This is a genomic window from Thioalkalivibrio sp. ALE12, assembly GCF_000381105.1.
Lineage (GTDB): Bacteria > Pseudomonadota > Gammaproteobacteria > Ectothiorhodospirales > Ectothiorhodospiraceae > Thioalkalivibrio.
On sequence record NZ_KB905906.1, the window covers coordinates 1 to 24,519 of the forward strand.

The 24,519-nt window shown below is 69.3% G+C and carries 21 protein-coding genes; 20 read left to right on the forward strand and 1 reads right to left on the reverse strand.

Going from position 1 to position 24,519, the window contains the following annotated elements; translation table 11 throughout:
- The 7 genes from F614_RS0103295 to F614_RS0103325 all read left to right on the forward strand — a co-directional run.
- On the forward strand, window positions 1-698 hold a 698-nt coding region (locus tag F614_RS0103295), incomplete at its 5' end, for an IS3 family transposase (protein ID WP_019558249.1).
- Window positions 699-745: 47 nt separating this feature from the next.
- On the forward strand, window positions 746-1,987 hold the full coding sequence (locus F614_RS0103300) for a methyltransferase domain-containing protein (RefSeq protein WP_026329793.1): 1,242 nt from the start codon (window positions 746-748) through the stop codon (window positions 1,985-1,987).
- Window positions 1,984-2,739, forward strand: coding sequence for a DUF429 domain-containing protein (locus F614_RS0103305; protein WP_018881239.1), 756 nt, complete (start codon window positions 1,984-1,986; stop codon window positions 2,737-2,739). The genes F614_RS0103300 and F614_RS0103305 overlap by 4 nt, the downstream gene beginning before the upstream one ends.
- A gap of 60 nt (window positions 2,740-2,799) precedes the next feature.
- Window positions 2,800-5,133 carry a DNA translocase FtsK gene (locus F614_RS0103310; protein WP_038037217.1) on the forward strand — a complete coding sequence of 778 codons (2,334 nt, stop codon included), beginning with the start codon at window positions 2,800-2,802 and terminating at the stop codon, window positions 5,131-5,133.
- A 135-nt stretch (window positions 5,134-5,268) separates the two neighbouring features.
- Entirely contained in the window at window positions 5,269-5,928 is a 660-nt protein-coding gene (lolA, locus tag F614_RS0103315; RefSeq protein ID WP_026329795.1) for an outer membrane lipoprotein chaperone LolA, read from the forward strand.
- Between the two features lie 271 nt (window positions 5,929-6,199).
- Window positions 6,200-7,582, forward strand: coding sequence for a replication-associated recombination protein A (locus F614_RS0103320; RefSeq protein WP_019558253.1), 1,383 nt, complete (start codon window positions 6,200-6,202; stop codon window positions 7,580-7,582).
- A 5-nt stretch (window positions 7,583-7,587) separates the two neighbouring features.
- Entirely contained in the window at window positions 7,588-8,364 is a 777-nt protein-coding gene (locus tag F614_RS0103325; RefSeq protein ID WP_018866402.1) for a TVP38/TMEM64 family protein, read from the forward strand.
- On the opposite strand, the gene F614_RS0103330 is transcribed toward F614_RS0103325, so the two are convergent.
- On the reverse strand, window positions 8,299-8,856 hold the full coding sequence (locus F614_RS0103330; protein ID WP_018866403.1) for a TMEM165/GDT1 family protein: 558 nt from the start codon (window positions 8,854-8,856) through the stop codon (window positions 8,299-8,301). The genes F614_RS0103325 and F614_RS0103330 overlap by 66 nt on opposite strands.
- 303 nt (window positions 8,857-9,159) lie before the next feature.
- On the opposite strand from F614_RS0103330, the gene F614_RS0103335 reads away from it, so the two are divergent.
- From F614_RS0103335 to F614_RS0103395, 13 genes are all read left to right on the forward strand, one after another.
- The gene (locus F614_RS0103335; protein ID WP_026329796.1) at window positions 9,160-9,402 is read left to right on the forward strand and encodes a hypothetical protein; all 243 of its coding nucleotides are present in this window, start codon (window positions 9,160-9,162) and stop codon (window positions 9,400-9,402) included.
- Between the two features lie 90 nt (window positions 9,403-9,492).
- Window positions 9,493-9,849 (forward strand): DsrE family protein, encoded by a 357-nt coding sequence (locus tag F614_RS0103340; RefSeq protein ID WP_017941855.1) that lies wholly within the window; start codon window positions 9,493-9,495, stop codon window positions 9,847-9,849.
- Window positions 9,850-9,977: 128 nt separating this feature from the next.
- Complete coding sequence (locus F614_RS0103345; protein WP_019558255.1) at window positions 9,978-11,291, forward strand: nitrate regulatory protein; 1,314 nt, start codon at window positions 9,978-9,980, stop codon at window positions 11,289-11,291.
- 479 nt (window positions 11,292-11,770) lie between these two features.
- Window positions 11,771-13,075, forward strand: coding sequence for a CmpA/NrtA family ABC transporter substrate-binding protein (locus F614_RS0103350; protein WP_018866406.1), 1,305 nt, complete (start codon window positions 11,771-11,773; stop codon window positions 13,073-13,075).
- A gap of 48 nt (window positions 13,076-13,123) precedes the next feature.
- Window positions 13,124-14,059 (forward strand): nitrate ABC transporter permease, encoded by a 936-nt coding sequence (ntrB, locus tag F614_RS0103355; protein ID WP_019558256.1) that lies wholly within the window; start codon window positions 13,124-13,126, stop codon window positions 14,057-14,059.
- 26 nt (window positions 14,060-14,085) lie between these two features.
- Window positions 14,086-14,886, forward strand: coding sequence for an ABC transporter ATP-binding protein (locus tag F614_RS0103360; RefSeq protein ID WP_018876963.1), 801 nt, complete (start codon window positions 14,086-14,088; stop codon window positions 14,884-14,886).
- Window positions 14,886-17,366, forward strand: coding sequence for a nitrite reductase large subunit NirB (gene nirB / locus F614_RS0103365; RefSeq protein WP_019558257.1), 2,481 nt, complete (start codon window positions 14,886-14,888; stop codon window positions 17,364-17,366). The genes F614_RS0103360 and nirB overlap by 1 nt, the downstream gene beginning before the upstream one ends.
- Window positions 17,363-17,734: a nitrite reductase small subunit NirD gene (nirD, locus tag F614_RS0103370; protein WP_019558258.1), complete on the forward strand. Its 372-nt coding sequence runs from the start codon at window positions 17,363-17,365 to the stop codon at window positions 17,732-17,734. The genes nirB and nirD overlap by 4 nt, the downstream gene beginning before the upstream one ends.
- Window position 17,735: 1 nt before the next feature.
- A complete protein-coding gene (locus F614_RS0103375) occupies window positions 17,736-20,426 on the forward strand; it encodes a nitrate reductase (protein WP_019558259.1) in 2,691 nt (896 codons plus the stop codon).
- Between the two features lie 2 nt (window positions 20,427-20,428).
- Window positions 20,429-21,901, forward strand: coding sequence for a siroheme synthase CysG (gene cysG, locus F614_RS0103380; protein ID WP_019558260.1), 1,473 nt, complete (start codon window positions 20,429-20,431; stop codon window positions 21,899-21,901).
- Window positions 21,898-22,749, forward strand: a complete 852-nt coding sequence (locus F614_RS0103385) for a uroporphyrinogen-III synthase (RefSeq protein WP_018879839.1) — start codon at window positions 21,898-21,900, stop codon at window positions 22,747-22,749. The genes cysG and F614_RS0103385 overlap by 4 nt, the downstream gene beginning before the upstream one ends.
- Before the next feature lie 58 nt (window positions 22,750-22,807).
- Window positions 22,808-23,749 (forward strand): aldo/keto reductase, encoded by a 942-nt coding sequence (locus tag F614_RS0103390; RefSeq protein ID WP_026329797.1) that lies wholly within the window; start codon window positions 22,808-22,810, stop codon window positions 23,747-23,749.
- Between the two features lie 102 nt (window positions 23,750-23,851).
- On the forward strand, window positions 23,852-24,505 hold the full coding sequence (locus tag F614_RS0103395; protein ID WP_018866415.1) for a DUF6064 family protein: 654 nt from the start codon (window positions 23,852-23,854) through the stop codon (window positions 24,503-24,505).
- Window positions 24,506-24,519 lie beyond the last annotated feature (14 nt).

Sequence of the window (24,519 nt, forward strand, 5' to 3'; positions counted from 1 at the left end):
TCTGGCATGCCCTCCGGCTGGAGGGCTGCGACGTCGCGCGTTGCAGCGTGGCGCGGCGGATGCGCGCCCTGGGTCTGCGCGGGGTGACGCGGGGCAAGGCCCCGCGCACCACCCGTCCGGCGCTCGGGATCGCGCTCCCGCCGGATCATGTCGGACGGTGCTTCCGGGTCAAGCGTCCGAACGCCCTGTGGGTGGCGGATATCACCTACATGCCCACGGCGCGAGAGGGCTTCGTCTACACGGCCTTCATCACCGATGCGTTCGCCCGCCGCATCGTAGGCTGGCGCGTCAGTCGGAGCCTGCGCACCGACCTGACCCTGGAAGCGCTGGAACAGGCGCTGCAGGCCCGGATGGGACGGGGCACGCCGCGTCCCATCCATCACAGCGATCGCGGCGTGCAATACGTATCGGTGCGTTACACCGACCGCCTCGGAGAAGCCGGGCTCCAGCCCTCGGTGGGCCGGGTCGGTGACTCCTACGACAACGCCCTGGCGGAGACCCTCAACGGGCTGTACAAGACCGAGGTCCGGGCCTACTGGGGACGTCTTAACGATCGACGCGACGTCGAGTGGGCTACGCTCCAGTGGGTCGACTGGTTCAACCGGCGACGCCTGTTGGAATCCAACGGGTATCGACCGCCGGCAACGATCGAAGCGCAGTACCATCAACCACTTCAGGGGTCCGTTCGTGCAGCGTGACCCAAACCAACGGGTCTCCGGGAAACCCGGGGCGGTTCAGGGTGTTCATGCGGGATCCATTCGCCGATCCGAACAACAGTGAAGCGCGACCGACGCAGGGAATGGCGGTGGATGTCGGCTTCACGCTGGACTGGGTGAGTGCCGAGGCCCGTCACCGGGAGTGTCTTTTCCTGCCGTGGTTGGAGCTGGAACGGGACCGCTGGCCGAGCGATCTCGGGGCCGCCCTGCGCGGCTCGGGCGCGGGGGCGGTGCACGAGGCCTCCCGCGAGGCCGCCGCGGCCCTGGTTCCGCAAGAGGAGCCCGACCGCGTGCTGGAGCTCCCGGCGTCGGCATTCAACCGGGACCTGCGCCGGCATCGCCGGGTGGAGCCCCGTGCGGGGCGTTTCTACCCGCGTGCGTTCCTTGCCGGTTATGCGGGGATCGAGGCCGGGGATCGCGAGCTGTTCCGGATCGGGGCGCTGGAGGGTGATCACCTGGTGGCGGATCTGAATCATCCGCTGGCAGGGCACGACCTGCGGCTGCAGGCGCGGGTTATGGCGCGCCACGAGGTTGGGCGTGACGATGAGCGGACGGTGGATGTTGCCCGGCTGCTGACGGCCCGCGGGCCGGGCATGCAGGCCCGCTGGCGTGGACGGCCGACCGACTTCTGGGCCGACGGGGCGCTGGGGCGCGAGGACCCGGAGTCCGATGCGGTGTTCTATGCCGAGCCGCGCCGGGTGCACCACCTGGACGCGACCGCGCGGGCCGAGATCGCCGCGCTGTATGCCGCCTGCATCCCGGCGGGTGCGCGGGTGCTCGACCTGATGAGCAGCTGGGAGTCCCACCTGGACCGAGTCGAGTCGCCTGAAGCCGTGATCGGGCTGGGCATGAACGCCGAGGAGCTGGCGGACAACCCCCGGCTGACGTCATCCCTGGTGCACGACCTGAACCTCCGTCCGGAACTGCCATATGCGGCGGCGAGCTTCGATGCCGTGGTCTGTACCGCGTCGGTCGAATACCTGACGCAGCCCGAGGCGGTGTTCCGCGCGGTACGCGAGGTGCTGCGCCCGGACGGGGTGTTCATGGTCACGTTCTCCGATCGCTGCTTTCCGACCAAGGCGATCGCGGCCTGGGAGCCGCTGTACGACTTCGAGCGCATGGGGCTGGTCCTGGACGTCTTTCTGCGCGCCGGCTTCGTGGATCTGGCGACCTTCTCCCTGCGTGGGCTGCCGAGACCCCCGGACGACCCGTATGCCGGGCGACTGGAGCATGCCGATCCGGTGTTCGCGGTCTGGGGTCGGCGGCCGTGAGCGGCACCGTCCGCATCATCGGCGTCGATTGTGCGACCCAGCCACGCAAGACGGGCCTGGCTCTGGCCCGCTGGTCCGGCGGGGTTCTGCGTCTGGAGGCGGCACGGCGCGCATCCCCGACTGAACCGCCCGCCGTGATCCTGGGCGGCTGGATGGATACACCGGAACCCGTTTTGCTGTGCCTGGATGCGCCGCTTGGCTGGCCATCGAGCCTGGCAAGCGAGCTGGCCGGGCACCAGGCCGGGGCGGGCATCGCGGCGCACGCCGATGCAATGTTCCACCGTCATACGGACCGGGTGATCCGGGAGCGCCTGGGCAAGCGACCACTGGAGGTTGGAGCGAACTTCATCGCGCGTACCGCGCTGGCGGCGGTCAACCTGTTGCAGGCCCTGCGCGACCACAGCGGGCAGTCGCTTCCGCTGCCCAGGGTGGCCGGGCCGATTGCCGATTCGACCGCGATCGAGGTGTATCCGGCCGCCTTGCGCAAGGTCCGAGGCTGGGAGACTCGGGTCGACGTCCGAGCCCGGCTGCCGGGGTCCTTCGAGGTGCCCGTGCCGGACCTGGACGATGTCACTGACGATGTGGTGGATGCCGTGCTGTGCGTGCTCGCCGGGGCCGATTTTCTGGACGGGCAGGCGGTGGCGCCGACGGCAGACGAGGCCGCGATCGCCGCGCGCGAGGGATGGATCTGGTCCGCCGACCCGGAACCGGTTCGCAGCCCGGGCCGGGCGCGCCCACGAACGCCGGTTTAACCGGTAAACTGCGCGATGATTCGAGTTGCCCGCGGCGCGGGCCTGACCAGTGGGGAGTGCATGGCCGCAAGCAAGGCCAAGACCGGGGGCAAGGGCAAGAAGACGGCGGAGCCGACGGCCCCGCCGAGCCTGAGCGGGCAGCTGCTGCGCGGGCTGCGCGAGGGCGCGCTGCTGATCTTCGGCATGCTGGCGCTCTATCTGCTGGTGGCGCTGGCCAGCTATCACCCGGGTGATGCGGCGTGGTCGACCACCGGCGACGGCGAGGGCCTGCGCAATCTCGGCGGTACCACAGGAGCCTGGTTCGCGGATATCGCCTTCCACCTGCTCGGCTATCTGGCCTACCTGATCCCGCTGGCGGTCGCCGGTATTGGCTGGTGGCTGTTCCGGCATCGCCGCGAGGCGCAGATTGCCAGCCCGATGGAGCTGACCGTGCGGGGCCTGGCGCTGATCGTGGCGCTGATCGCCGGGTCGGCGCTGGCCGCGCTGCACCTGATGCCGGGCGGCATGCCGGTGCATGCCGGCGGCATCCTGGGCGATCTGTTCGGTGGCTGGGCGGTCGCCGGGTTGAGCCTGGTGGGTGGCACGCTGGTCCTGCTGGCGCTGTTCCTCGCGGGGGTGACCTTGTTCACCGGGTTGTCCTGGTTTCTGCTGATGGACCGTCTTGGCCAGCTGGCCGTGCGCGGTTGGGAGCGGACCCGCGCGGCGATCGACTCCGCCCGTGACCGGCGCATTGGCGCCCGCGAACGCGCCGAGCGCGAGACCCGCGTGGAAAAGGAACGCAAGCGCACCGAGAAGCGGCCGCCCTCGCGGGTAGAGCCGCGCATCGAGACGCCGCCGCCCAGCCCGCGCGTGCAGAAGGAGAAGCAGGTTCCGCTGTTCACCGAGGGCAGCGGGGCCGATCCGCACCCGCCGCTGTCGCTGCTGGACGAGCCGCCACCGCCGCCCGAAGGTTTTTCGGAGGAGTCGCTGCAGGCGCTGTCGCGGCTGGTCGAGCTGAAGCTGAAGGATTTCGGCGTGGAGGTCGAGGTGGTCGCGGTGCAGCCGGGCCCCGTGATTACGCGCTTCGAGCTGCAACCGGCCGCCGGGGTCAAGGCCTCGCGTATCTCCGGGCTGTCCACCGACCTGGCGCGTTCGCTGTCGGTGATGGCGGTGCGCATCGTCGAGGTGATCCCGGGCAAGTCCACGGTGGGCCTGGAGATCCCGAACGAGAATCGCGAGATCGTGGCGCTCTCCGAGATCCTGCGCTCCGACCTGTTCGACTCGAACAAGTCGCCGCTGACCATGGCGCTGGGCAAGGATATCGGCGGTGCCCCGGTGATGGCGGATCTGGCGAAGATGCCGCATCTGCTGGTGGCCGGGACGACTGGTTCCGGCAAATCGGTGGGCGTGAACGCCATGCTGCTGTCGCTGCTGTACAAGGCGACTCCGGACGAGGTCCGGCTGATCCTGATCGACCCGAAGATGCTGGAGCTGTCCGTGTACGAGGGCATCCCGCATCTGCTGTGCGAGGTCGTGACCGACATGAAGGACGCCTCCAACGCCCTGCGTTGGGCGGTGGCGGAGATGGAGCGGCGCTACAAGCTGATGTCGGCAATGGGCGTGCGCAACATCGGCGGCTACAACAAGAAGGTGCGTGATGCCCAGGCCGCCGGCGAGCCCCTGAAGGATCCGCTGTTCAAGCCCGAGGAAGCGATTACCGAGACCGAGGCGCCGGAACTGGAGCCGCTGCCGTTTATCGTCATCGTGGTCGACGAGTTTGCCGATATGATCATGGTGGTCGGCAAGAAGGTCGAGGAGTTGATCGCGCGCCTGGCGCAGAAGGCCCGCGCCGCCGGTATCCACCTGATCCTGGCGACCCAGCGTCCGTCGGTGGACGTCATCACCGGCTTGATCAAGGCGAATATCCCGACCCGCATCGCCTTCCAGGTTTCCTCGCGAGTGGATTCGCGCACCATCCTCGACCAGATGGGGGCCGAGCACCTGCTGGGCCACGGCGACATGCTCTACCTGCCGCCGGGCAAGGCGATGCCGGAGCGCGTGCATGGTGCCTTCGTCGGCGACAACGAGGTACATCAGGTGGTCGAGTACCTGAAGTCCACCGGCGAGCCGGACTACAACGAGGCGATCCTCGAGGAGCCCGAGGCGGGTGCGGCCAGCATCCCCGGGCTGGAGTCGCCCGAGGGGGGCGAGAGCGAGTCGGATCCGCTGTATGACCAGGCGGTGCAGGTAGTGATCGAGTCGCGCAAGGCCTCGATCTCGTTCGTCCAGCGGCGCCTCAAGATCGGCTACAACCGCGCTGCGCGCATGGTCGAGGACATGGAGGCCGCCGGCCTGGTCAGCCCCGTCCAGTCGAATGGTAACCGCGAGGTCCTGGTGCCCGGGCCGAACGACTGAGCACCTTGAACCCCGGCGCAGCGACAGGGTCCATGTTCCCGATCGGTGACGTGGTGCGCCATCCCCGAACGATACATTCACGCCCGGTTAAGCGACCGGGCGCAGGATGAGGTCAACCATCCTTCCGGAGCTTGCATGAACGTTCGTCTTCTTCCCCGCTTGTTGGTGGCCGTGGTCGTCGCGACCGTGCTGTTCGCCGGCGCCGTGCAGGCGGCTGACCGCACGCCCGCCGCGGATGCCCGCGCCGCGCTGGATCGCTTTGTCGACGGGCTGGAGAGCTTCTCCGCCGTGTTTACCCAGACGGTGCGCGATGACACGGGGTACGTGCTGCAGGAGTCCGACGGGCGCATGCAGCTGGGCATGCCTAACCGCCTGCACTGGGAGGTGACCGAGCCGTTCCCGCAGACCATCGTCTCCGACGGCCAGGATCTGTGGATGTACGACCCGGACCTGTCGCAGGCCACGGTGCGCCCGCTGGGCGATGCCTTCGATGCGACCCCGATCGCCGCGATCACTCAGCCGGAGCGCCTCGACGAACACTTCCGCATGTCATTGCAGCCGGTGCCGGGGGGCGACGCCCTGCGTCTGGTGCTGGTGCCGCGCAACGAGCAGGCCGACTTCACCAGCCTGGACCTGGACCTGACCGCGGAGGGGGAACTCACCCGCATGGCCTTCCGCGACATCTTCGGCCAGGAGACCGTGATCCGCTTCCACGAGACCGAGCGCAACGCCGACCTCGACCCGGCCATCTTCACCTTCGACCCACCCTCCGGCACCGACATCTACCGCCCGTAAACACGTCCCGTCCGCGCTTGGTCCTCTGCGCAAGGCACGAAAAACCAAGGGCGATTTACAGGAAGGCAGGAAGGTGGGAAGGGTTCTTGGGGGAAACGTGGTAGCAGAACGTTTACAACGTTTACGTGGTTCCCCGTTCATGGGTCACGGCACCGCGCCACGGCCCCATCAATCTTCGAACCTTCCCATCTTCCTGTGAATCGCCCTTGCCTATATTCGGGCGCTTCGTAGTGACTAAGGGGTCTTTCCCCCGAGGCGTTACAATCGCGCCATGAGCGATTCCCCCGAAGGCGATCTGTTCGGTCCGGATCCGGACATGGCGTCGCCCGAACCTGAACCGGAGCCGCCCCCGGCTGGCCCCGACCCGACCGCGCCGCTGGCCGAACGCATGCGTCCGGCGCGGCTGGACGAGATGGTCGGCCAGGATCACCTGGTCGGTCCGGATGCGGCCCTGCGCCAGGCGATCGAGCAGGGCCAGACCCCCTCCATGATCCTGTGGGGCCCGCCCGGCTGCGGCAAGACCACGCTGGCGCGGCTGGTGGCGGCGGCCGGGGCCCAGCGACTGGTCACGCTTTCCGCCGTACTGGCCGGGGTGAAGGACGTTCGTGCGGTCGTGGAGTCCGCGAAGGCGCGCCGGCGCAATGGGGTCGGCACGCTGTTGTTCATCGACGAGATCCATCGCTTCAACAAGGGCCAGCAGGATGCGCTGCTGCCGCATATCGAGGACGGTACGCTGACCTTCGTCGGCGCGACCACGGAGAATCCGTCGTTTGCCCTGAACAGCGCGCTGCTGTCGCGGGCGCGGGTGTATCGCATGGAGGCGGTGGGGGCGGAAGCGGTCGAGTCCCTGATCGAGCGCGCCCTGGAGGATCCGGAGCGGGGCCTGGGCGGCCGCGGCCTGACACTGGATGCGGAGGAGCGTCAGCGCCTGGCGCGGGCCGCGGACGGGGATGCCCGGCGTGCCCTGAACTGGCTGGAGACCGCCTCCGACCTGGCCCGCGACGGGGCGATTACCGGAGACGCCCTGCGCGCGGTCATGGGCGCGCAGTCCCTGGCCTTCGACCGCCAGGGCGATGCCTTCTACGATCAGATCTCCGCGCTGCACAAGTCGGTGCGCGGTTCCGACCCCAACGCGGCGGTGTACTGGCTGACCCGCATGCTGGATGCCGGCTGCGATCCGGACTACCTGGGCCGGCGGCTGCTGCGCATGGCCTACGAGGACATCGGCCTGGCCGCAGTCGGGCTGGGCGCGCGGGTGCTCGCGGCCTGGCAGACCCTGGAACGCCTGGGCCGGCCGGAGGGCGACCTGGCGCTGGTGCAGGCGGTGATCGAACTGGCCGCCGCACCCAAGAGCAACAGTGCCTACGTTGCGCTGAACCAGGCGCGCGCGGCGATCCGCGAGACCGGGAGCCCGGGCGTGCCGCTGCATCTGCGCAACGCGCCGACCGAGCTGATGCGCGCGGAAGGCTTCGGGGCCGGGTACCGCTACGATCACGACGAGCCCGATGGCTTCGCCCGCGGGCAGGTCTACCTGCCGGAGGGTCTGGAAGACGAGCGCTTCTACAGCCCGCGCCGGGACGGCACCGAGCGCGCGCTGGCGGAGCGCCTGGACCGTCTGCGCGACGCGGGCGACAACCCCGGCGCGGAGGGCTGACCGGGTTGCGCATCCGGCATCACAAGCGGTGGCTGACGGTGGCGGCGATCCTGTTCGGCGTGTCGCTGGCGTGGATCCTGCTGACCACCGAGTGGCCGAGCCTTGGCTTCCCGCTGGGCGAGGTGGAGGCCTGGCTGCGGGGCTGGGGTGCGGGTGCCTATCTGGTATTCGTGCTGGCCTTCATGCTGCTGGCCCTGTTCCCGCTGCCCAGTACCTTCTGGATTCTGCTGGGCGGGGCGTTGTTCGGCCCCTTCACCGGCGCCGCCCTCAGCCTGCTGGCAGCGACCCTGGCGGCGGTCATTGCCTTCCTGCTGGCGCGTACCTGGCTGCAGCCCTGGCTGGCCCCGCGCATGGGGCCGCGCAGCACGCGGCTGCGGGCGGACGTGGAGGCCGAGGGCTGGCGGGTTGTGGCCCTGACCCGTCTGGTGCCAGTGTTTCCGTTCGCGCCGACGAACTACGCCCTGGGACTGGTGCGTCTGCCGTTGCCGGTCTTCGCGCTGACCACCATGCTGGCCCTGATCCCCAGCCTGTTCGCCTATGCCTGGCTGGGGCACGCCACCCGGGAGATGGCCAGTGGCGCCGACAGCGGGGTCCAGCTGGGGCTGGCCCTGCTCGCGGTGCTGGCGCTGCTGTTGCTGCTGCCGCGCCTGGTGCGCCGCATCTGGCTGGGCCAGAAGACACTGCACACCGAGGCGCCAATGACTTCAGTGTCTCCCTCAGACCCAGGCGAGCAGGACCCCGATGCCCAGGGCGAGGAACAGCAGGGCGGCGAGCGCGCGTAACAGCCGCAGGGGCAGGTGGCAGGCGAAGCGCTGGCCCAGCCACACCACCGGGGCATTCGCGAGCACCATGCCGATGGTCGAGCCGATCACGACCAGGATCAGGCTGTCGAAGGTCGCGGCCAGCGCGCCGGTGGCGACCTGGGTCTTGTCGCCCATCTCGACCAGGAAGAACAGCACCGTGGTGGTCCAGAACACGCCGTGTTTCGACGCGGCCGGCAGCTCGTCCTCGCCATCCGGGACCAGTACCCAGGCGGCCATCACGATGAACCCGATCCCCAGACCCCAGCGCAGCCAGTCCTCCGGGATGCTGGCGCCGATCCACACGCCCACCAGCGCGGCCAGGAAGTGATTGGCCAGCGTGGCCACCACGATGCCCCAGATGATGGGCCAGGTCTGCTGGTAGCGGCAGATCAGGAGCAGGGCGAGGAGCTGGGTCTTGTCGCCCATCTCGGCGATGGCGACGATGACGGTAGAGACGAGCAGGGCTTCCATGACGGTCTTCCGGGCCGGGTGGGTGGGCAAGACACGTGACATCGCACCACCCACCCGGCCACGGATCGGGGCGCCATGCCACAGGTCTCGCGGGGCCCGGTGCCGCATCGGCGGCGGGGCTGTCTGCACCACGGTCCTCCGGGCGGAGGATCGAATCTGTTGATGCAGACCCCGGTGAGGCCAGGCCACCCGGGTCGCTACTCCCCTGAAGCTGGCCGGATTCTAGTCATCCCGGTCCGCGCGGGCAAGGACGATCGCGGCTCCGGGCTGCGGCGCTGACGAGGCTTGGGTAGCATGCGCGCGATGAAAACCTTCGTTCACTGGGTCGATCGCGCACCCCTGTGGCTGTTTGCCCTGCTGGTTGCGACCGTCGGCCTGGCCCCCTGGACCCCCGAGCCGCATGTTGCGGAGAAACTGCGCTGGCTGTTCGCCGGTGAGCTGACGCGGCTACCGGACATTCTTGACCTGGTCCTCCACGCCACACCGTGGCTGTTGATGGCCTTCAAGCTCTACCGCAACAGCGTCACGGCCCGCGGCACCCCCTGACCCGAGTGTTTCCCCGCCGCTTGTGGGAAATCGACGCCGCGATCACCGGCCGCTACCGTTTTCGCACCTTTTCAACCCCGGGAGACTCCCATGCGCTTTATTGTTGCCGTCACCGCCGGTACCGACGACCCGACCCGCGCCACGCTTGGCATGATTGCCGCCAATGTGGCCAAGCAGCAGGGCCACGATGTGACCGTCTGGCTGCAAGGCGAGGCCGTGAACATCGCCAACCGCAACGTGTACGACAAGATCGTTGGCCACAACATGCCGGCAATGAAGGACATCGTGGATTCGCTGGTGAGTGAAGGCGTCCCGTTCTGGGCCTGCGAGGCCTGCGCCAAGGGTCGCGACGTCGGCGAGCACAACTTCCTCCCGAACGCCGAGATGGCCGGCATGGGCCACTACGTCCAGGCCGTCGCCGAGTTCGACCGCTCCATGAGTTTCTGATCGGCCGGGCCGTTCCGCGGGCGGGGCGTGATGCCCCGCCCGTTTTTGCTTGTACCCCCCGCTGTCAGTCGGTCGAACTGGCACATCGCATGCTTGTTTGTTCCGGGAGTGATTCACGGACGACGAGCATGACCCAGAACACATCCCCGAATTTTTCCCTCGAAGAGTCCATTGGCGACTTCCTGGTCGCCTCGCGCAAGTGCGAGGTGGTGAGCCTGGAGCGCCTGCTGGAGGCGGTGCAGCTGGTCGGGCGCATCCGCGCGCTGGTGCATGCCCTGCAGCGCGAGCGCGGGGCCTCCAGCCTCTGGATCGGGTCCGGCGGCCAGCGCTATACCCGCGAACTGGAGCAGTACCGGGCCGAGTCGGACGCCGCCGCGGCCGCGTTCCGCGAGCACCTGGATGGCTGGCTGGCCCCGGACGCCTGCGCCCATGGCCGTAGCCGGCTGCTGGGGCGCATGGCGCTGGCGCTGCATGGCCTGTCCGGCCTGGGCAGCCTGCGCGAGGAGGTCCTGGAGCTGACCCTGAGCCCGATGGACTCGACCCGCGGCTTCAGCGAGCTGATTCGCGCCCTGATGGCCCTGGTGTTCGAGGCTGCGGATTCGGCGACCGATCCCGAGGTCTCGCGGGCCCTGGTGGCCCTGCTGAACTTCATGCAGGGCAAGGAACTGGCGGGACAGGAACGCGCGATCGGGGCTGCCGGGTTCGGGACAGCGAGCTTCGAGCCCGAACTGCGCCAGGCGCTGGTCCATCGGATCGATGCCCAGGAACGGGCGTTCCGCATCTTCTCCGAGTTCGCTGGGCCGGCCGCCTGTGCTGCCTGGCGCGAGCTGCAGACGGCGGCCTTCGCGGCGGACATCGAGCGTCTGCGCCGCCGGGCCTGTACCGAGGCCTCCGGGCACCACGACCCCGCCCGGGCCGAGGAATGGTTTGCCTGTACCACCGCGCGTATCGACGCGATGAAGGAGGTCGAGGACCTGCTGGAGATGCACCTGAACGAGTGCTGCTCGGCGCGTATCACGGCGGATCGCGCGGACCTCGGCGCGGTGCGTGACCGGGTCGCGCAGCTCGCCGAGTCGGAGCTGCGCGACAGCGTGCCGTATGCGGTGTTCTTTGGGGCGCCGGAGGGCCTGGAGCCCGCGCAGGAGGAGGGCGATGCCGCACTCAACGTACCCATTGTCGGGCACTCGGTGATGGACCTGGTGCAGCGCCAGGCGGCCCGGCTGCAGTCGGTGGAGGACGAGCTGCATGCGGCACGCCAGGCCCTGGCCGAGCGCAAGACCATCGAGCGTGCCAAGGCGCTGCTGATCCAGCACCGCGGCCTCAGCGAGGATCAGGCCTACAAGCTCCTGCGCCAGACGGCGATGAACCAGAACCGGCGCCTGGCCGAGGTCGCCGAGGCGACCGTCGCGATGTCCGATCTGCTGGGAAAGGGCGGCCTGTAGCTAACTCCCCGGGAAATGGATGCCGGCCCTGTGGGAGCGGGCTTGCCCGCGAAGCCCCTGCCAGTGTCCGCGACTGGCAGGGGCTTCGCCGCCAGGGCGGCTCCTACAGGTAGTGCACCAGCGCGGTTCATCTGCACCGCAAGCGCGCCCCAGTCTGGTGCCTTGCGGATCGTCTCCCGGGCGCCGGGTTTTCCGAAAGCGTTCGACTCCATACGGCGAACCATCCGATTTTCCCGCGCCATGGCGCGATTGTTTCTGGCGGGGTCGATTAGCAACGGCTAATTGGCACACCTCCTGCAGGAATACCGGCAAGACGAGCCAACGGCGGTTCGTCGCCTGACAACAGGGAGACCCGACGACCGGGCCTCCCACGGGACTGGACAAAGGCGTCCATCACCCGGCTGCAAACGCGGCCGGGCTGATGCGACGCCTTTTTTCGTTTTTGGGATGTGTTTGCTGACAAGGGGAGTGAACCCGCAATGACCGATCACACGAATGACACGAAAAAGACCTCCGGCCTGTCGCGCCGGCGTTTCCTGGGCGGCATGGCCGCCGGGATCGGCGCGACCGCGCTGGGTGTTTCCGGGGCCGCGCCGTGGGGCTATGCGAAGGCCGGCAACGGCAAGCCGGAGACGACCGAGGCGAAGCTGGGCTTTATCGCCCTGACCGACGCCGCGCCGCTGTTCGTCGCGCTGGAGAAGGGATTCTTCGCCGCCCATGGCATGCCCGACGTGCAGGTGCTGAAGCAGTCCTCCTGGGGCACGGTGCGCGACAACCTGGAACTGGGCTCGCGCCGCGGCGGTATCGATGGCTCGCACATCCTGACGCCGATGCCCTACCTGATCCACCGCCGTGGCACGCCGATGACGATCCTCGCGCGGCTGAACCTGGCCGGGCAGTGCATCTCGGTGGGCGACGAATACGCGGACCTGAAGGTCGGGACCGACACTACCGAGTTCAAGGGCGCGCTGGCCGAGAAGGCCGCCGGCGGTGACGACATCCGCGCGGCGATGACCTTTCCCGGCGGGACCCATGACCTGTGGATCCGCTACTGGATGGCCGCCGGTGGGATCGACCCGGATCGCGACATCGCCACCATCGTCGTCCCGCCGGCGCAGATGGTCGCCAACATGCGCGTCGGTTCCATGGACACCTTCTGTGTCTGCGAGCCCTGGAACATGCAGCTGATCAACCAGGGCATCGGCTACACCGCGAACACCACCGGCGAGCTCTGGCACAACCACCCGGAAAAGGCGCTGGGGATGCGCGCGGACTGGGTGGAAGCCAATCCGAATGCGGCCCGCGCCCTGACAATGGCGGTAATGGAGGCGCAGATGTACTGCGAGGATCCGGCGAACAAGGAAGAGGTCGCCGAGATCTGTTCGCGCCGGCGCTACATCCACGCCCCGTACGCCGACATCATCGATCGCATGCAGGGGAACTTCGACTACGGCACCGGCCGCGTGGTCGAGGACCACCCCGACCAGATGCGCTACTGGAAGGACCAGGCCTCCTATCCCTTCAAGAGCCACGACCTGTGGTTCCTTACCGAGGACATCCGCTGGGGTTACCTGCCGCCGGATCTCGACATGCAGGCCCTGGTAGACGAGGTCAACCGCGAGGATATCTGGCGCGAGGCGGCCGACACGCTTGGCATCGATTCGGCCGACATCCCCGAATCCACCTCGCGCGGCCAGGAAACGTTCTTCGACGGCAAGGTCTTCGACCCGGAAGACCCGCAGGCCTACCTCGACAGCCTGGAGATCAAGGCGATCGCGTCCTGACGCGGCGGCCCGCCGACACCTGCACAGACGATTCAAGAGGATTCGATGATGAGTGCCATTCTCGATCGCAACATGACCTTCGGCGCCGGGCGCGAACGTCCGGCGGCCGCGGAGACCTCCACGGCCCCGGTGGCCCGCTCGGCCCCGCCGTCGGCCCGTTCCGGCGGTGCCCCGCCGCCCGACCCCGGGCTCTGGGGCCGGCGTATGCGCCACGCGGCCACCGTGGTGCTGCCCCCGGTGATCGTGACCGCGATTTTTTTGTTTCTGTGGGAAATGATGACGTCCTCCCAGGGAGCCGTACTGCCCGGCCCGAGTCAGGTGATCTCCGACACCTGGGAACTGATCGTCAATCCGTTCTATGACTACGGCGGCAACGACGTGGGTATGGCCTGGCAGCTGCTCGCCAGCCTGGAACGTGTGGCCTACGGCTACGCCCTGGCGGTGGTCGCCGGGATCGGTCTCGGCGTGCTGGTCGGCCAGTCCACCTGGGCGATGCGCGGGCTGGACCCGCTGTTCCAGGTGCTGCGCACTGTACCGCCGTTGGCCTGGCTGCCGATCTCCCTGGCTGCCTTCCAGGCCAGCAACCCGTCGGCCATCTTCGTGATCTTCATCACCGCGATCTGGCCGATCATCATCAACACCTCGGTCGGCATCCGGAACATCTCGCAGGACTACGTGAACGTGGCCCGCGTGCTGCGTCTGAACGGCTTCGAGTACTTCACCAAGATCATGCTCCCGGCCGCCGCGCCGTATGTCTTCTCCGGTCTGCGCATCGGCATCGGCCTCGCCTGGCTGGCGATCGTTGCCGCCGAGATGTTGATCGGCGGGGTCGGCATCGGCTTCTTCATCTGGGATGCCTGGAACGCCTCCATGCTCAGCGACATCGTGCTGGCCCTGGTCTACGTCGGCCTGGTCGGGTTCTTCCTCGACCGTCTGGTCGCGATCGTCGGCAACTGGGTCACCCGCGGCACGCAGGCCGGCTGAGCCGGCCCCCTCAAAGGAGAATCATCATGACCAGCTATCTCTCCATCGAACACGTCCACAAGACCTTTGGCGAAGGCCCGACGGCCAGCGAGGTGCTGCGCGACGTCGACCTGCACGTGGACCGCGGCGAGTTCATCTCCATCATCGGCCACTCCGGCTGCGGCAAGTCGACGGTGCTCAACATCGTCGCCGGGCTGCTGGAGACCAGCACCGGCGCGGTGATCCTGGATGGCAAGGAGGTCAGCAAGCCGGGTCCGGATCGCAGTGTCGTGTTCCAGAACCACTCCCTGCTGCCCTGGCTGACCGTGCGCGACAACGTGGCGCTGGCGGTGGACAAGACCTTCAAGGGCACCAAGTCCGCCGCCGAACGCCGCGAGTGGATCCTGCAGACGCTGGATATGGTCGGCATGAGCCACGCGCTGGACAAGCGCCCGGACGAGATCTCCGGCGGCATGAAGCAGCGCGTGGGCATCGCCCGGGCGCTGGCGATGGAGCCGAAGGTCCTGCTGATGGACGAACCCTTCGGCGCGCTTGACGCGCTGACCCGGGCGCACCTGCAGGACGAGGTGATGCGCATCCAGTCGGAGCTGGGCAATACCGTGCTGATGGTCACTCACGACGTGGACGAGGCGGTGTTGCTGTCCAACCGCATCGTGATGATGACCAACGGCCCGGCGGCGACCATCGGCGAGATTCTGGAGATCGACCTGCCGAAGCCGCGCGAGCGCCTGGCGATGGCCGACAACGCCGATTACAACCACTACCGGGCCGAGGTGCTGCGCTTTCTCCACGAGCGCCACAAGAACCCCGAGTCGGAGGCCGCGTGATGGATACCGCGAACGACAAGCCGCGGCTGGTCCTGATCGGCAACGGCATGGCCGGAATGCGCACGGTCGAGGAGCTTTTGAAGCTCAAGCCGGACATGTACGACATCACCGTGTTCGGTGCCGAGCCCTGGGGCAACTACAACCGCATCATGCTCTCGCCGGTGCTGGCGTCGGAGAAGACCGTCGACGAGATCATGTTGAACGACGATGCCTGGTATGCCGAGCACGGCATCACCCTGCACAAGGGGAGGCGCATCGAGCGGATCGACCGCGTGAACCGGCGGGTGATCACCGAGGACGGCACCGAGGCGCCCTATGACCGCCTGCTGCTGGCGACCGGATCCGATCCGGTGATGATCCCGGTGCCGGGGCACGAGCTGGAGGGCGTGGTCGCCTTCCGCGACATCCACGACGTGGACGCGATGCTCGCGGCCAGCCGCGCACACAAGCATGCGGTGGTGATCGGCGGCGGCCTGCTCGGCCTGGAGGCCGCCAACGGCCTGATGCGCCAGGGTATGGAGGTCACCGTGGTGCACCTGATGGACCACCTGATGGAGCGCCAGCTGGATGCCGAGGCCGCCGGGATGCTGCGCGGCTCGCTGGAGGAGCGCGGCATGCGTTTTCGCATGGCGCATAAGACCGAGGCGATCCTGGGCGAGGACCGCGTCAGCGGCGTGCGCTTCACCGACGGCAGCGAGATCGCAGCCGATCTGGTGGTGATGGCGGTCGGCATCCGCCCGAACACCGCGCTGGCCGAGTCCGCCGGGCTGCACTGCGAGCGCGGCGTGGTGGTGAACGACACCATGCAGACCTATGACCCCTCGATCTACGCGGTCGGCGAGTGCGTGCAGCACCGTGGCGCCACCTACGGCCTGGTCGCCCCGCTGTGGGAGCAGGCGAAGGTCTGCGCCAACCACCTGGCCGAGTACGGCATCGGGCGTTACGAGGGCTCGATGACCTCCACCAAGCTGAAGGTGACCGGGATCGACCTGTTCTCCGCCGGCGACTTCACCGGCGACGAGACCACCGAGGACCTGGTGTTCAAGGATGCCGCGCGCGGCGTCTACAAGCGCCTGGTGCTGAAGGACAACCGTATCCAGGGGGCGGTGCTGTACGGCGATACCCTGGACGGCTCCTGGTATTTCCAGCTGATGCGGGACGGAACGCCAGTGGCCGACATCCGCGAGAACCTGCTGTTCGGCCAGGCGCATGTCGGCGACTCCGGTCACGGCGACGAGGCCTCGCGGGTCGCGGCCATGCCCGACGAGGCCGAGATCTGCGGCTGCAACGGCGTGTGCAAGGGCGAGATCGTCCAGGCGATCAGCGAGCGCAAGCTGTTCACGCTGGAAGACGTGCGTGCCCACACCAAGGCGTCGAACTCCTGTGGCTCCTGCACCGGGCTGGTGGAGTCCGTGCTCGCGACCACGCTGGGCGGCGACTACTCCGACGCCCCGGCGAAAAAGCCGGTCTGTGCCTGCACCGACCACAGCCACGACGAGGTGCGCGCGGCCATTGCCCGCGACGGCCTGAAGTCGATGCCGGCGGTGTTCGAGGCCCTCGACTGGAAGAACCCGAACGGCTGCCATGTCTGCCGTCCGGCGCTCAACTACTACCTGCTGGCGGCCTGGCCGAAGGACTACCAGGACGATGCCCAGTCGCGCTTCATCAACGAGCGCGCCCACGGCAACATCCAGAAGGACGGGACCTATTCCGTTGTGCCGCGCATCTGGGGCGGAGTGACCACGCCGGCCGAGCTGCGCGCGATCGCCGAGGTGGCCGAGCGCTACCAGGTGCCCACGGTCAAGTTCACCGGTGGCCAGCGCATCGACCTGTTGGGGGTCAAGAAGGTCGACCTGCCGGCGATGTGGCGCGATCTCGGCGCCGCCGGGTTTGTCTCCGGCCATGCCTACGGCAAGGCCCTGCGCACGGTGAAGACCTGTGTCGGTTCCGAGTGGTGCCGCTTCGGCACCCAGGACTCGACCGGGCTCGGCATCCAGCTGGAACGGATGACCTGGGGCTCCTGGACCCCGCACAAGTTCAAGATGGCGGTCTCCGGCTGTCCGCGTAACTGCGCCGAGGCGACGATCAAGGACCTGGGCGTGGTCTGCGTGGACTCGGGCTACGAGCTGCACGTGGGCGGCAACGGCGGGGTGAAGGTCCGCGCCACCGACTTCCTCTGCAAGGTGGAAACCGAGACCGAGGTGCTCGAATACGCAGGGGCCTTCATGCAGTTCTATCGCGAAGACGCGCGCTACCTGGAGCGCACCGCCCCGTGGATCGAGCGCGTCGGGCTGACCCGCGTGAAGGAACGCCTGGTGGACGACGCCGAGAACCGCGCCGCGCTGTACGCCCGCTTCCTGGAGTCGCAGGAGGTGGCGCAGGTGGACCCCTGGGCCGAGCGGGCCGCCGGGCATGCGGCGCACGAGTTCATCCCGATCACGCCGGTGGACGCGGCCCCGCGCCAGGGGGTGTCGGCATGAGCTGGCTCGCGATCTGTCCGCTCGAGGACATCCCGCCGCTGGGTGCGCGCGTGGTGGCGGGCCCGAACGGCGACATCGCCGTGTTCCGCACCGCGGATGACCGCGTGTTTGCCCTGCGCGACCAGTGCCCGCACAAGGGCGGGCCGCTGTCGCAGGGCATCGTCCACGGCGAGCGCGTGACCTGCCCGCTGCACAACTGGGTGATCGACCTGCCCTCCGGCGCGGCCACCGGGGCGGACAGTGGCTGCACCCATGCCTTCCCGATCCGGGTGACCGACGGTCAGGTGTGGCTGGATCTCTCCGGCGCCACGGCCAATTCCGCGGACGATCCCTCGGCAGTGCCGGTCGCCTGCCGCGAGGCGGGCTGAGATGGCCACGGCTGAGTCGGTGACCCGCACGACCTGCCTCTATTGCGGGGTGGGCTGCGGCGTGGAGGTGACCGCGACGCCGGAAGGCGAGTTTCCGGTCGCGGTGCGCGGCGACCTCGCCCATCCGGCGAATGCCGGTCGCCTGTGCTCCAAGGGCGCGGCACTGGCGGAGACCCTCGATGACGAGGGCCGGCTGCTGCACCCGGAGATCGGCGGGCGGCGCGTCGACTGGGAGACCGCGCTGGATCATGTGGCGGACGGCTTTCGCGAGACCATCGCGGCATACGGGCCGGATGCGGTCGCCCTGTACGTCTCCGGGCAGATCCTGACCGAGGACTACTACGTCGCCAACAAGCTGATGAAGGGCTTCGTCGGCTCGGCCAATATCGACACCAACTCCCGGCTCTGCATGTCCACGGCCGTGGCCGCCCATACCCGCGCCTTCGGGGTGGATGGCGTGCCGGGGAGCTATACCGACCTCGAGCAGGCCGATCTGGTCGTGGTGACGGGCTCCAACATGGCCTGGGCCCACCCGGTCCTGTTCCAGCGCCTGCAGGCCGCCCGCGCGGCGCGGCCCGGGATGAAGCTGGTGGTGATCGACCCGCGGCGCACGGCCACCGCCCAGGCGGCCGACTTGCACCTGCCGCTGGCGCCGGGCACGGATGCCTGGCTGTTCAACGGCCTGCTGGACCACCTGCGCCGGGAGGATGCGCTGGACCCCGGCTTCCTGGAGCGCCACGTCGACGGCTTTGCCGATGCCCTGGCGGCCGCGCGGGCCTCCAGCCCGTCGATCGCCGCGACCGCCGAGGCCTGCGAGCTGGAGCCGGAGGCGGTGGCGACGTTCTTCCAGTGGTTTGCCCGTACCGAACGCACCGTGACCGCCTTCTGCCAGGGCATCAACCAGTCCGACAGCGGCGTGGACAAGGCCGGGACGATCCTCAACGTCCACCTGGCCACCGGCCGCATCGGGCGCCCGGGCATGGGCCCGTTCTCGCTGACCGGCCAGCCGAACGCGATGGGCGGGCGCGAGGTCGGCGGACTGGCCAGCCAGCTGGCCGCGCATATGGGCTTCGACGACGCGGCCCTGGACCGGGTCGGGCGTTTCTGGGGCGCGCCGAATCTCGCCCGCCAGCCGGGGCTGAAGGCGCTGGACCTGTTCCGCGCGGTCGAGTCGGGGCAGGTGAAGGCGGTCTGGATCATCGGCACCAATCCGCTGTTCAGCCTGCCCGAGGCCGCGCGCTTCGAGCAGGCCCTGGCCGAATGCCCGCTGGTCGTGGTCTCCGACTGCGTGCGCGAGACCGAGACCACGCGGGTGGCCGACGTCCTGCTGCCGGCGACCACCTGGGGCGAGAAGGACGGCACGGTAACCAACTCCGAGCGCCGCATCTCGCGCCAGCGCCCGTTCCGGGCGCCCCCGGGCGAGGCCCGCCACGACTGGTGGGCGCTGGCCCGAGTCGCGCAGCGGCTGGGTTTCGCCGACGCCTTTCCCTATACCCATCCGGGCGAGATCTTCCGCGAGCATGCGGCGCTGTCCGCCTTCGAGAACCACGGCACGCGCGACTTCGACATCGGCGCACTGGCCAGGCTGTCCGACGCCGAGTACGAGGCCCTGGAGCCGGTGCAGTGGCCGCTGCCGGCGGGGAGTCGGACGGGCGCCGAACACCTCTATGCCGATGGCCGTTTCTTCACCGCCAATGGCCGGGCGCGGCTCGCGGCCGTGACTCCGCAGGCCCCGACCGACCCCGTCGCTGCCGACTATCCGCTGCGCCTGAACACCGGCCGCATCCGCGACCAGTGGCACAGCATGACCCGTACGGGATGCACCCCGCGCTTGAGTGCGCATCAGCCGGAGCCGTTCGTCGAGATCCATCCGGTGGATGCCGGGCTGTTCCGGGTCCAGGCCGGCGATCTCGCCGAGGTGACCAGTCGCCACGGACGCCTGCTGGCGCGGGTACAGGTGAGCCGCGAGCAGCGCCCGGGCAGCGTGTTCGTGCCCATGCACTGGAGCCGGCCGATCGCGCGGCTCGCCCGGGTCGATGCGCTGGTGCCCGCGCATGTCGACCCGGTCTCCGGTCAGCCGGCGTTCAAGCACACGGCTGTGGCCGTGTGCCCGGCGGCGCTGGACTGGCACGGCTTCGTGCTGAGCCGCGAGCCGGTCGCTGCGCCCGCAGCCGACTATGCGGTCACCGCCCGTGGTCCCCGGCACCTGCGCATCGAACTGGCCGGGCGGGGCGCACCGCCCACGATGGATGCGTGGCGCGAACGCCTGGACGGGCCGGGGGAATGGCTGGAGTTCGCCGATCCCGCCGGGGGCCGCTACCGCGCCGCGCGGATCCACGAGGGCCGGCTCGCCTGCGTGCTGTTCGCGGGTCCCGACCGGGGCCTGCCCGAGCGCGAGTGGCTGGCGGGCCTGTTCGCGGCCGAGACCATCAGCGATACCGAGCGCATGGCGCTCCTGACCGGGCGACCGCCGAACGGGCAGGTCGCGCGCGGGCGCATGGTGTGTGCCTGCTTCGGCGTGGACGAGACGCGAATCCGAGCCGCGATCCGCGAGCAGGGGCTGGCCACCTGCGAGGCCGTGGGTGCGTCCCTCGAGGCGGGGACCAACTGTGGCTCCTGCCGACCCGAGATCCAGACCCTGTTGAATGAAGAAGCCGAGGTGCCCACGAACCCCGTGGCGCGGGAGGGATAAGCATGGAACACCTGCCGATTTATATGCAGTTGCACGGCCGCGAGGCCCTGGTGGTCGGGGCCGGGCCGGTGGCCACGCGCAAGGCCGCGTTGCTGCTGGAGGCCGGGGCGCGAGTGCGCCTGCGCTCCCCCGAGTACAGCGAGGCCGCCGAGCGCCTGCTGCGCGAGAAAACGGGGTCGATCAGACGCGATCCGGGGGTCTATGACACCGAATGCCTGGATCGTGTGGCGATCGTGATTGCTGCCACCGACGATGCGGCGGTCAACCGCCAGGTCTCGGAGGACTGCGTCGCGCGCTCGATCCCGGTGAACGTGGCCGACCAGCCCGAGCTTTGCAGCTTCATCCTGCCGGCGATTGTGGAGCGCGGGCCGCTGACCATCGCGATCGGCTCGGGTGGCCGCGCCCCGGTGCTGGTGCGCCTGCTGCGCGCGAAGATCGAGAGCCTGATCCCGGCCGGCTATGGCCGGCTGGCCGATCTCGCCGGGCGGCTACGCGACCGGGTGCGCGCCCGTTTCGACCATGTGAACGCCCGCCGCGCCTTCTGGGAGCGGGCCTTTGCCGGGCCGGCCACCGAGCTGGCCCTGGCCGGGCGCATGGACGCGGCCGAGGCGCGCCTGGAACAGGAACTGGCGGACGCCGCGGCTAGTACGCCGGGCGAGGTCTACCTGATCGGCGCCGGGCCGGGCGATCCCGACCTGCTGACCTTTCGCGCGCTGCGCCTGCTGCAGCAGGCGGATGTGGTCGTCTACGACCGCCTGGTGTCCTCCGAGGTGGTGAACCTGGCGCGGCGCGAGGCCGAGCGTTTCTATGTCGGCAAGGAGCGCGACCACCACTGCGTGCCGCAGGAGGAGATCAGCGCGCTGCTCTCCCGGCTGGCGCGCGAGGGCAAGCGCGTGGCGCGGCTGAAGGGCGGCGACCCGTTCGTGTTCGGCCGTGGCGGCGAGGAGCTGGACGTGCTGGCGCGCGACGGCGTGGCCTACCAGGTCGTCCCCGGCATTACCGCGGCCAGCGGCTGCGCCGCCTATGCGGGCATACCGCTGACCCACCGCGACCATGCCCAGTCGGTGCGGTTCATCACCGGCCATACCCGCGAAGGGCGGCTGGATGTGGACTGGTCGCAGTTGACCAGTACCCGCGAGACCCTGGTGTTTTATATGGGCCGCAAGGGGGTGGGCGAGATCTGCCGGGGGCTGAAGGGTGCCGGCCGCGCCGGACAGACCCCGGCGGCGATCATCGAGAACGGCACCACCGCCCGCCAGCGCGTGGTCAGCGGCACGCTGGATACCCTGGCCGCGCGTGCCGAGCGCGAGCAGGTGGGTTCGCCCAGCCTGATCGTGATCGGCGAGGTGGCGGCCTGCCACGCGCGTCTGGCCTGGTTCCAGCCGGATGCCGGGGCCTCCACGGTGTTCCCGCAGCCGATGCCGATGCCGATGTCGGGGCCGGGGCCGCGGGCCGCGGCGGCGAGCGCGGCGTGACGGCCGCATCCGTCCTGCCGGAGGCGGCGGCCAGTGGCCTCGCGGGTCGCCGGGTGGCCCTGCCGGAGAGCCGGGCGCTGGAGGTCTTCGCCAGCCTGCTGGAGCGGCGCGGGGCCGAGGTCTGGCGCTGCCCGCTGATCGCGATCCACGACAGCCCCGACCGCACGGCGATCGAGGCCTGGTTGCACAGGGCGATCGAGGCCCCGTTCGATCGCCTGATCTTCCTGACCGGCGAGGGCTTTACCCGCCTGACCGGCTTTGCCCGGCGTGCCGGAGGAGAGGACGCCTGGCTGGCGGCCGTGGCGCGGACGCCCACCCTGGTGCGCGGCCCCAAGCCCGGCCGGGCGATGAAGCCTTTCGGCGTGCGGCCGGATGCGATCGCGGCCGCACCGACGACCGAGGGCATCATCGAAACCCTTTCCGGGCAGCCTCTGGCCGGGCAGCGCATCGGGGTGCAGCTCTACGGCGCGGAACCCAACCGCCGCCTGCTCGGGTTCCTGGAGCAGGCGGGCGCCGAAGTCTTTCCCGTCTGGCCCTATCGCTATGCGGACGCCGCCGAGACCGGGCGCGTGAGCGGGCTGATCGAGGCCCTGATCGCGGGGGAGGTGGATGCGATCGCCTTCACCAGCCAGGCCCAGGTCCGGCGCCTGCTGCACGTCGCCCGCGACGCGGGGCGCGAGGACGCGCTGCTGGCAGCGCTCGGCCGCACCGTCGTCGCCGCGATCGGCCCGGTGGTGGCCGACGAGCTGCGCGCCCACGGGGTGCACCCGACGGTGGTCCCCGAGAGCCGCTACTTCATGAAGCCCCTGGTCTCGGCGCTCACCCGACATCTGCGGGCGGCTGCGTAGGGAACTTGTGGCCTGGGCGGATGGCCCACGGATTGAATCCCCTGCGGTGATCCGGGCCATGAAACCAACGTCCACACGGCGTTCGCGCCGATCCTTCCTGCGCTGGATGGCCGGCTCCGCCCTTGCGGCCGGGGCGGGCTGGCCGGTCGTCGCGGGCGCCTCCGAAGGCCGTGAACCGCAGCGCAAGCCGATCCCGTCGTCCGGGGAACGCATCCCGGTGATCGGCATGGGGACCTGGATTACCTTCAACGTGCCGGAGGACCCGGAGGCGCTGGCGGTGCGCACGCGCATCCTCGACACCTTCATCCGTCGCGGCGGCGGAATGATCGACTCCTCCCCGATGTACGGCCGCGCCGAGGCGGTGGTGGGCCACGGGCTGCGCGAGCTGGGGCATCCGGAAGGTGCCTTCGCGGCCACCAAGGTCTGGACGCGCAGCACCGCCACCGGGCGCGAGCAGCACGCGAAATCCCGGGAACTGTGGGGCGTCGACACCCTCGACCTGCAGCAGGTGCACAACCTGCAGAACTGGGAGGCCCACCTGGAGACGCTGCGGGAGCGTCGCGCGGCGGGGGAGCTGCGCTATATCGGCGTGACCACCTCGCACGGACGCCGCCACGACGAGCTGGAGCGTATCCTGCGGCGCGAGGAGCTGGACTTCGTGCAGCTGACCTACAACATCCTCGACCGCGAGGCGGAACAGCGCCTGTTGCCCATGGCACGGGAGCGCGGGGTCGCGGTGATCGCCAACCGGCCGTTCCGGCGCAAGGCGCTGATCAATCAGTTCGAGGGCCATCCTCTGCCGGACTGGGCGGCGGAGATCGAATGCGCGAACTGGCCGCAGTTCCTGCTCAAATTCATCGTCTCGCACCCGGACGTGACCTGCGCGATCCCGGCGACCTCGGTCGTGGCGCACATGGAGGAGAACATGGGCGCGCTGTACGGCCCGCTTCCGGATGCCGATATGCGCAGCCGCATGGTCGCCTACGTCGGCGACCTGTAGGAGGCCAGCCCTCTGGCCGACGAGTCTAGTCGCACGCCGAATCGGCCAGAGGGCTGGCCTCCTACAGTAATGATTTTCAACCCATGGATACGGGGTAGATAGATGCTGCCGTTCGATAGCGCCACCTGGCTGGCCATCCTGGGCCAGTACAACGCCGCCATCTGGCCACTGCACGCGGTCGGCGCCCTCCTTGCGCTGGTGGCCGTCGCGCTCGCGTTCACGTTCAGGCGCGGGGCAGCCCGCGTCTTGGGCCTGATGCTGGGCGTGCTGTGGATCTGGACCGGAGTGGTCTTCTTCGGCGGCTCGCTCGCACCCTTCCACTTCGCCTCCGAATGGCTGGCCGGGGTGTTCGTCGCCCAGGGCCTGATGCTGCTGTTCGCGCTGACCCTGATGGGGCAGGCCCGCTTCGGCTGGCCCGGCGGGCTGGCGGGCAGCGGCGCGGTCTTGATGATCGTCTACGCGCTGGCCGGCTATCCATTGCTCGAGCTCGCGCTGACCGGCACACCCTGGGCCCAGTTGCAGTACTTCGGCGTCGCGCCCGGTCCCACCATGCTGCTGACGCTCGGGCTCCTGCTATTCGCCGGCCCGCGGCCCCCGCTGGTGCTGGCCATCATCCCGCTCCTGTGGGCGCTGGTCACCGGATACATCGCCTGGGAGCTGGGCCTCTGGCTGGAATACCTGCCGGCCGCGCTGGGTGTGCTCACCTTCGTGTTGCTGCTGGTTCGCTGGCTGCGTTCGGGTGATCGGGCTCGTTAAGATGACGGCTGATC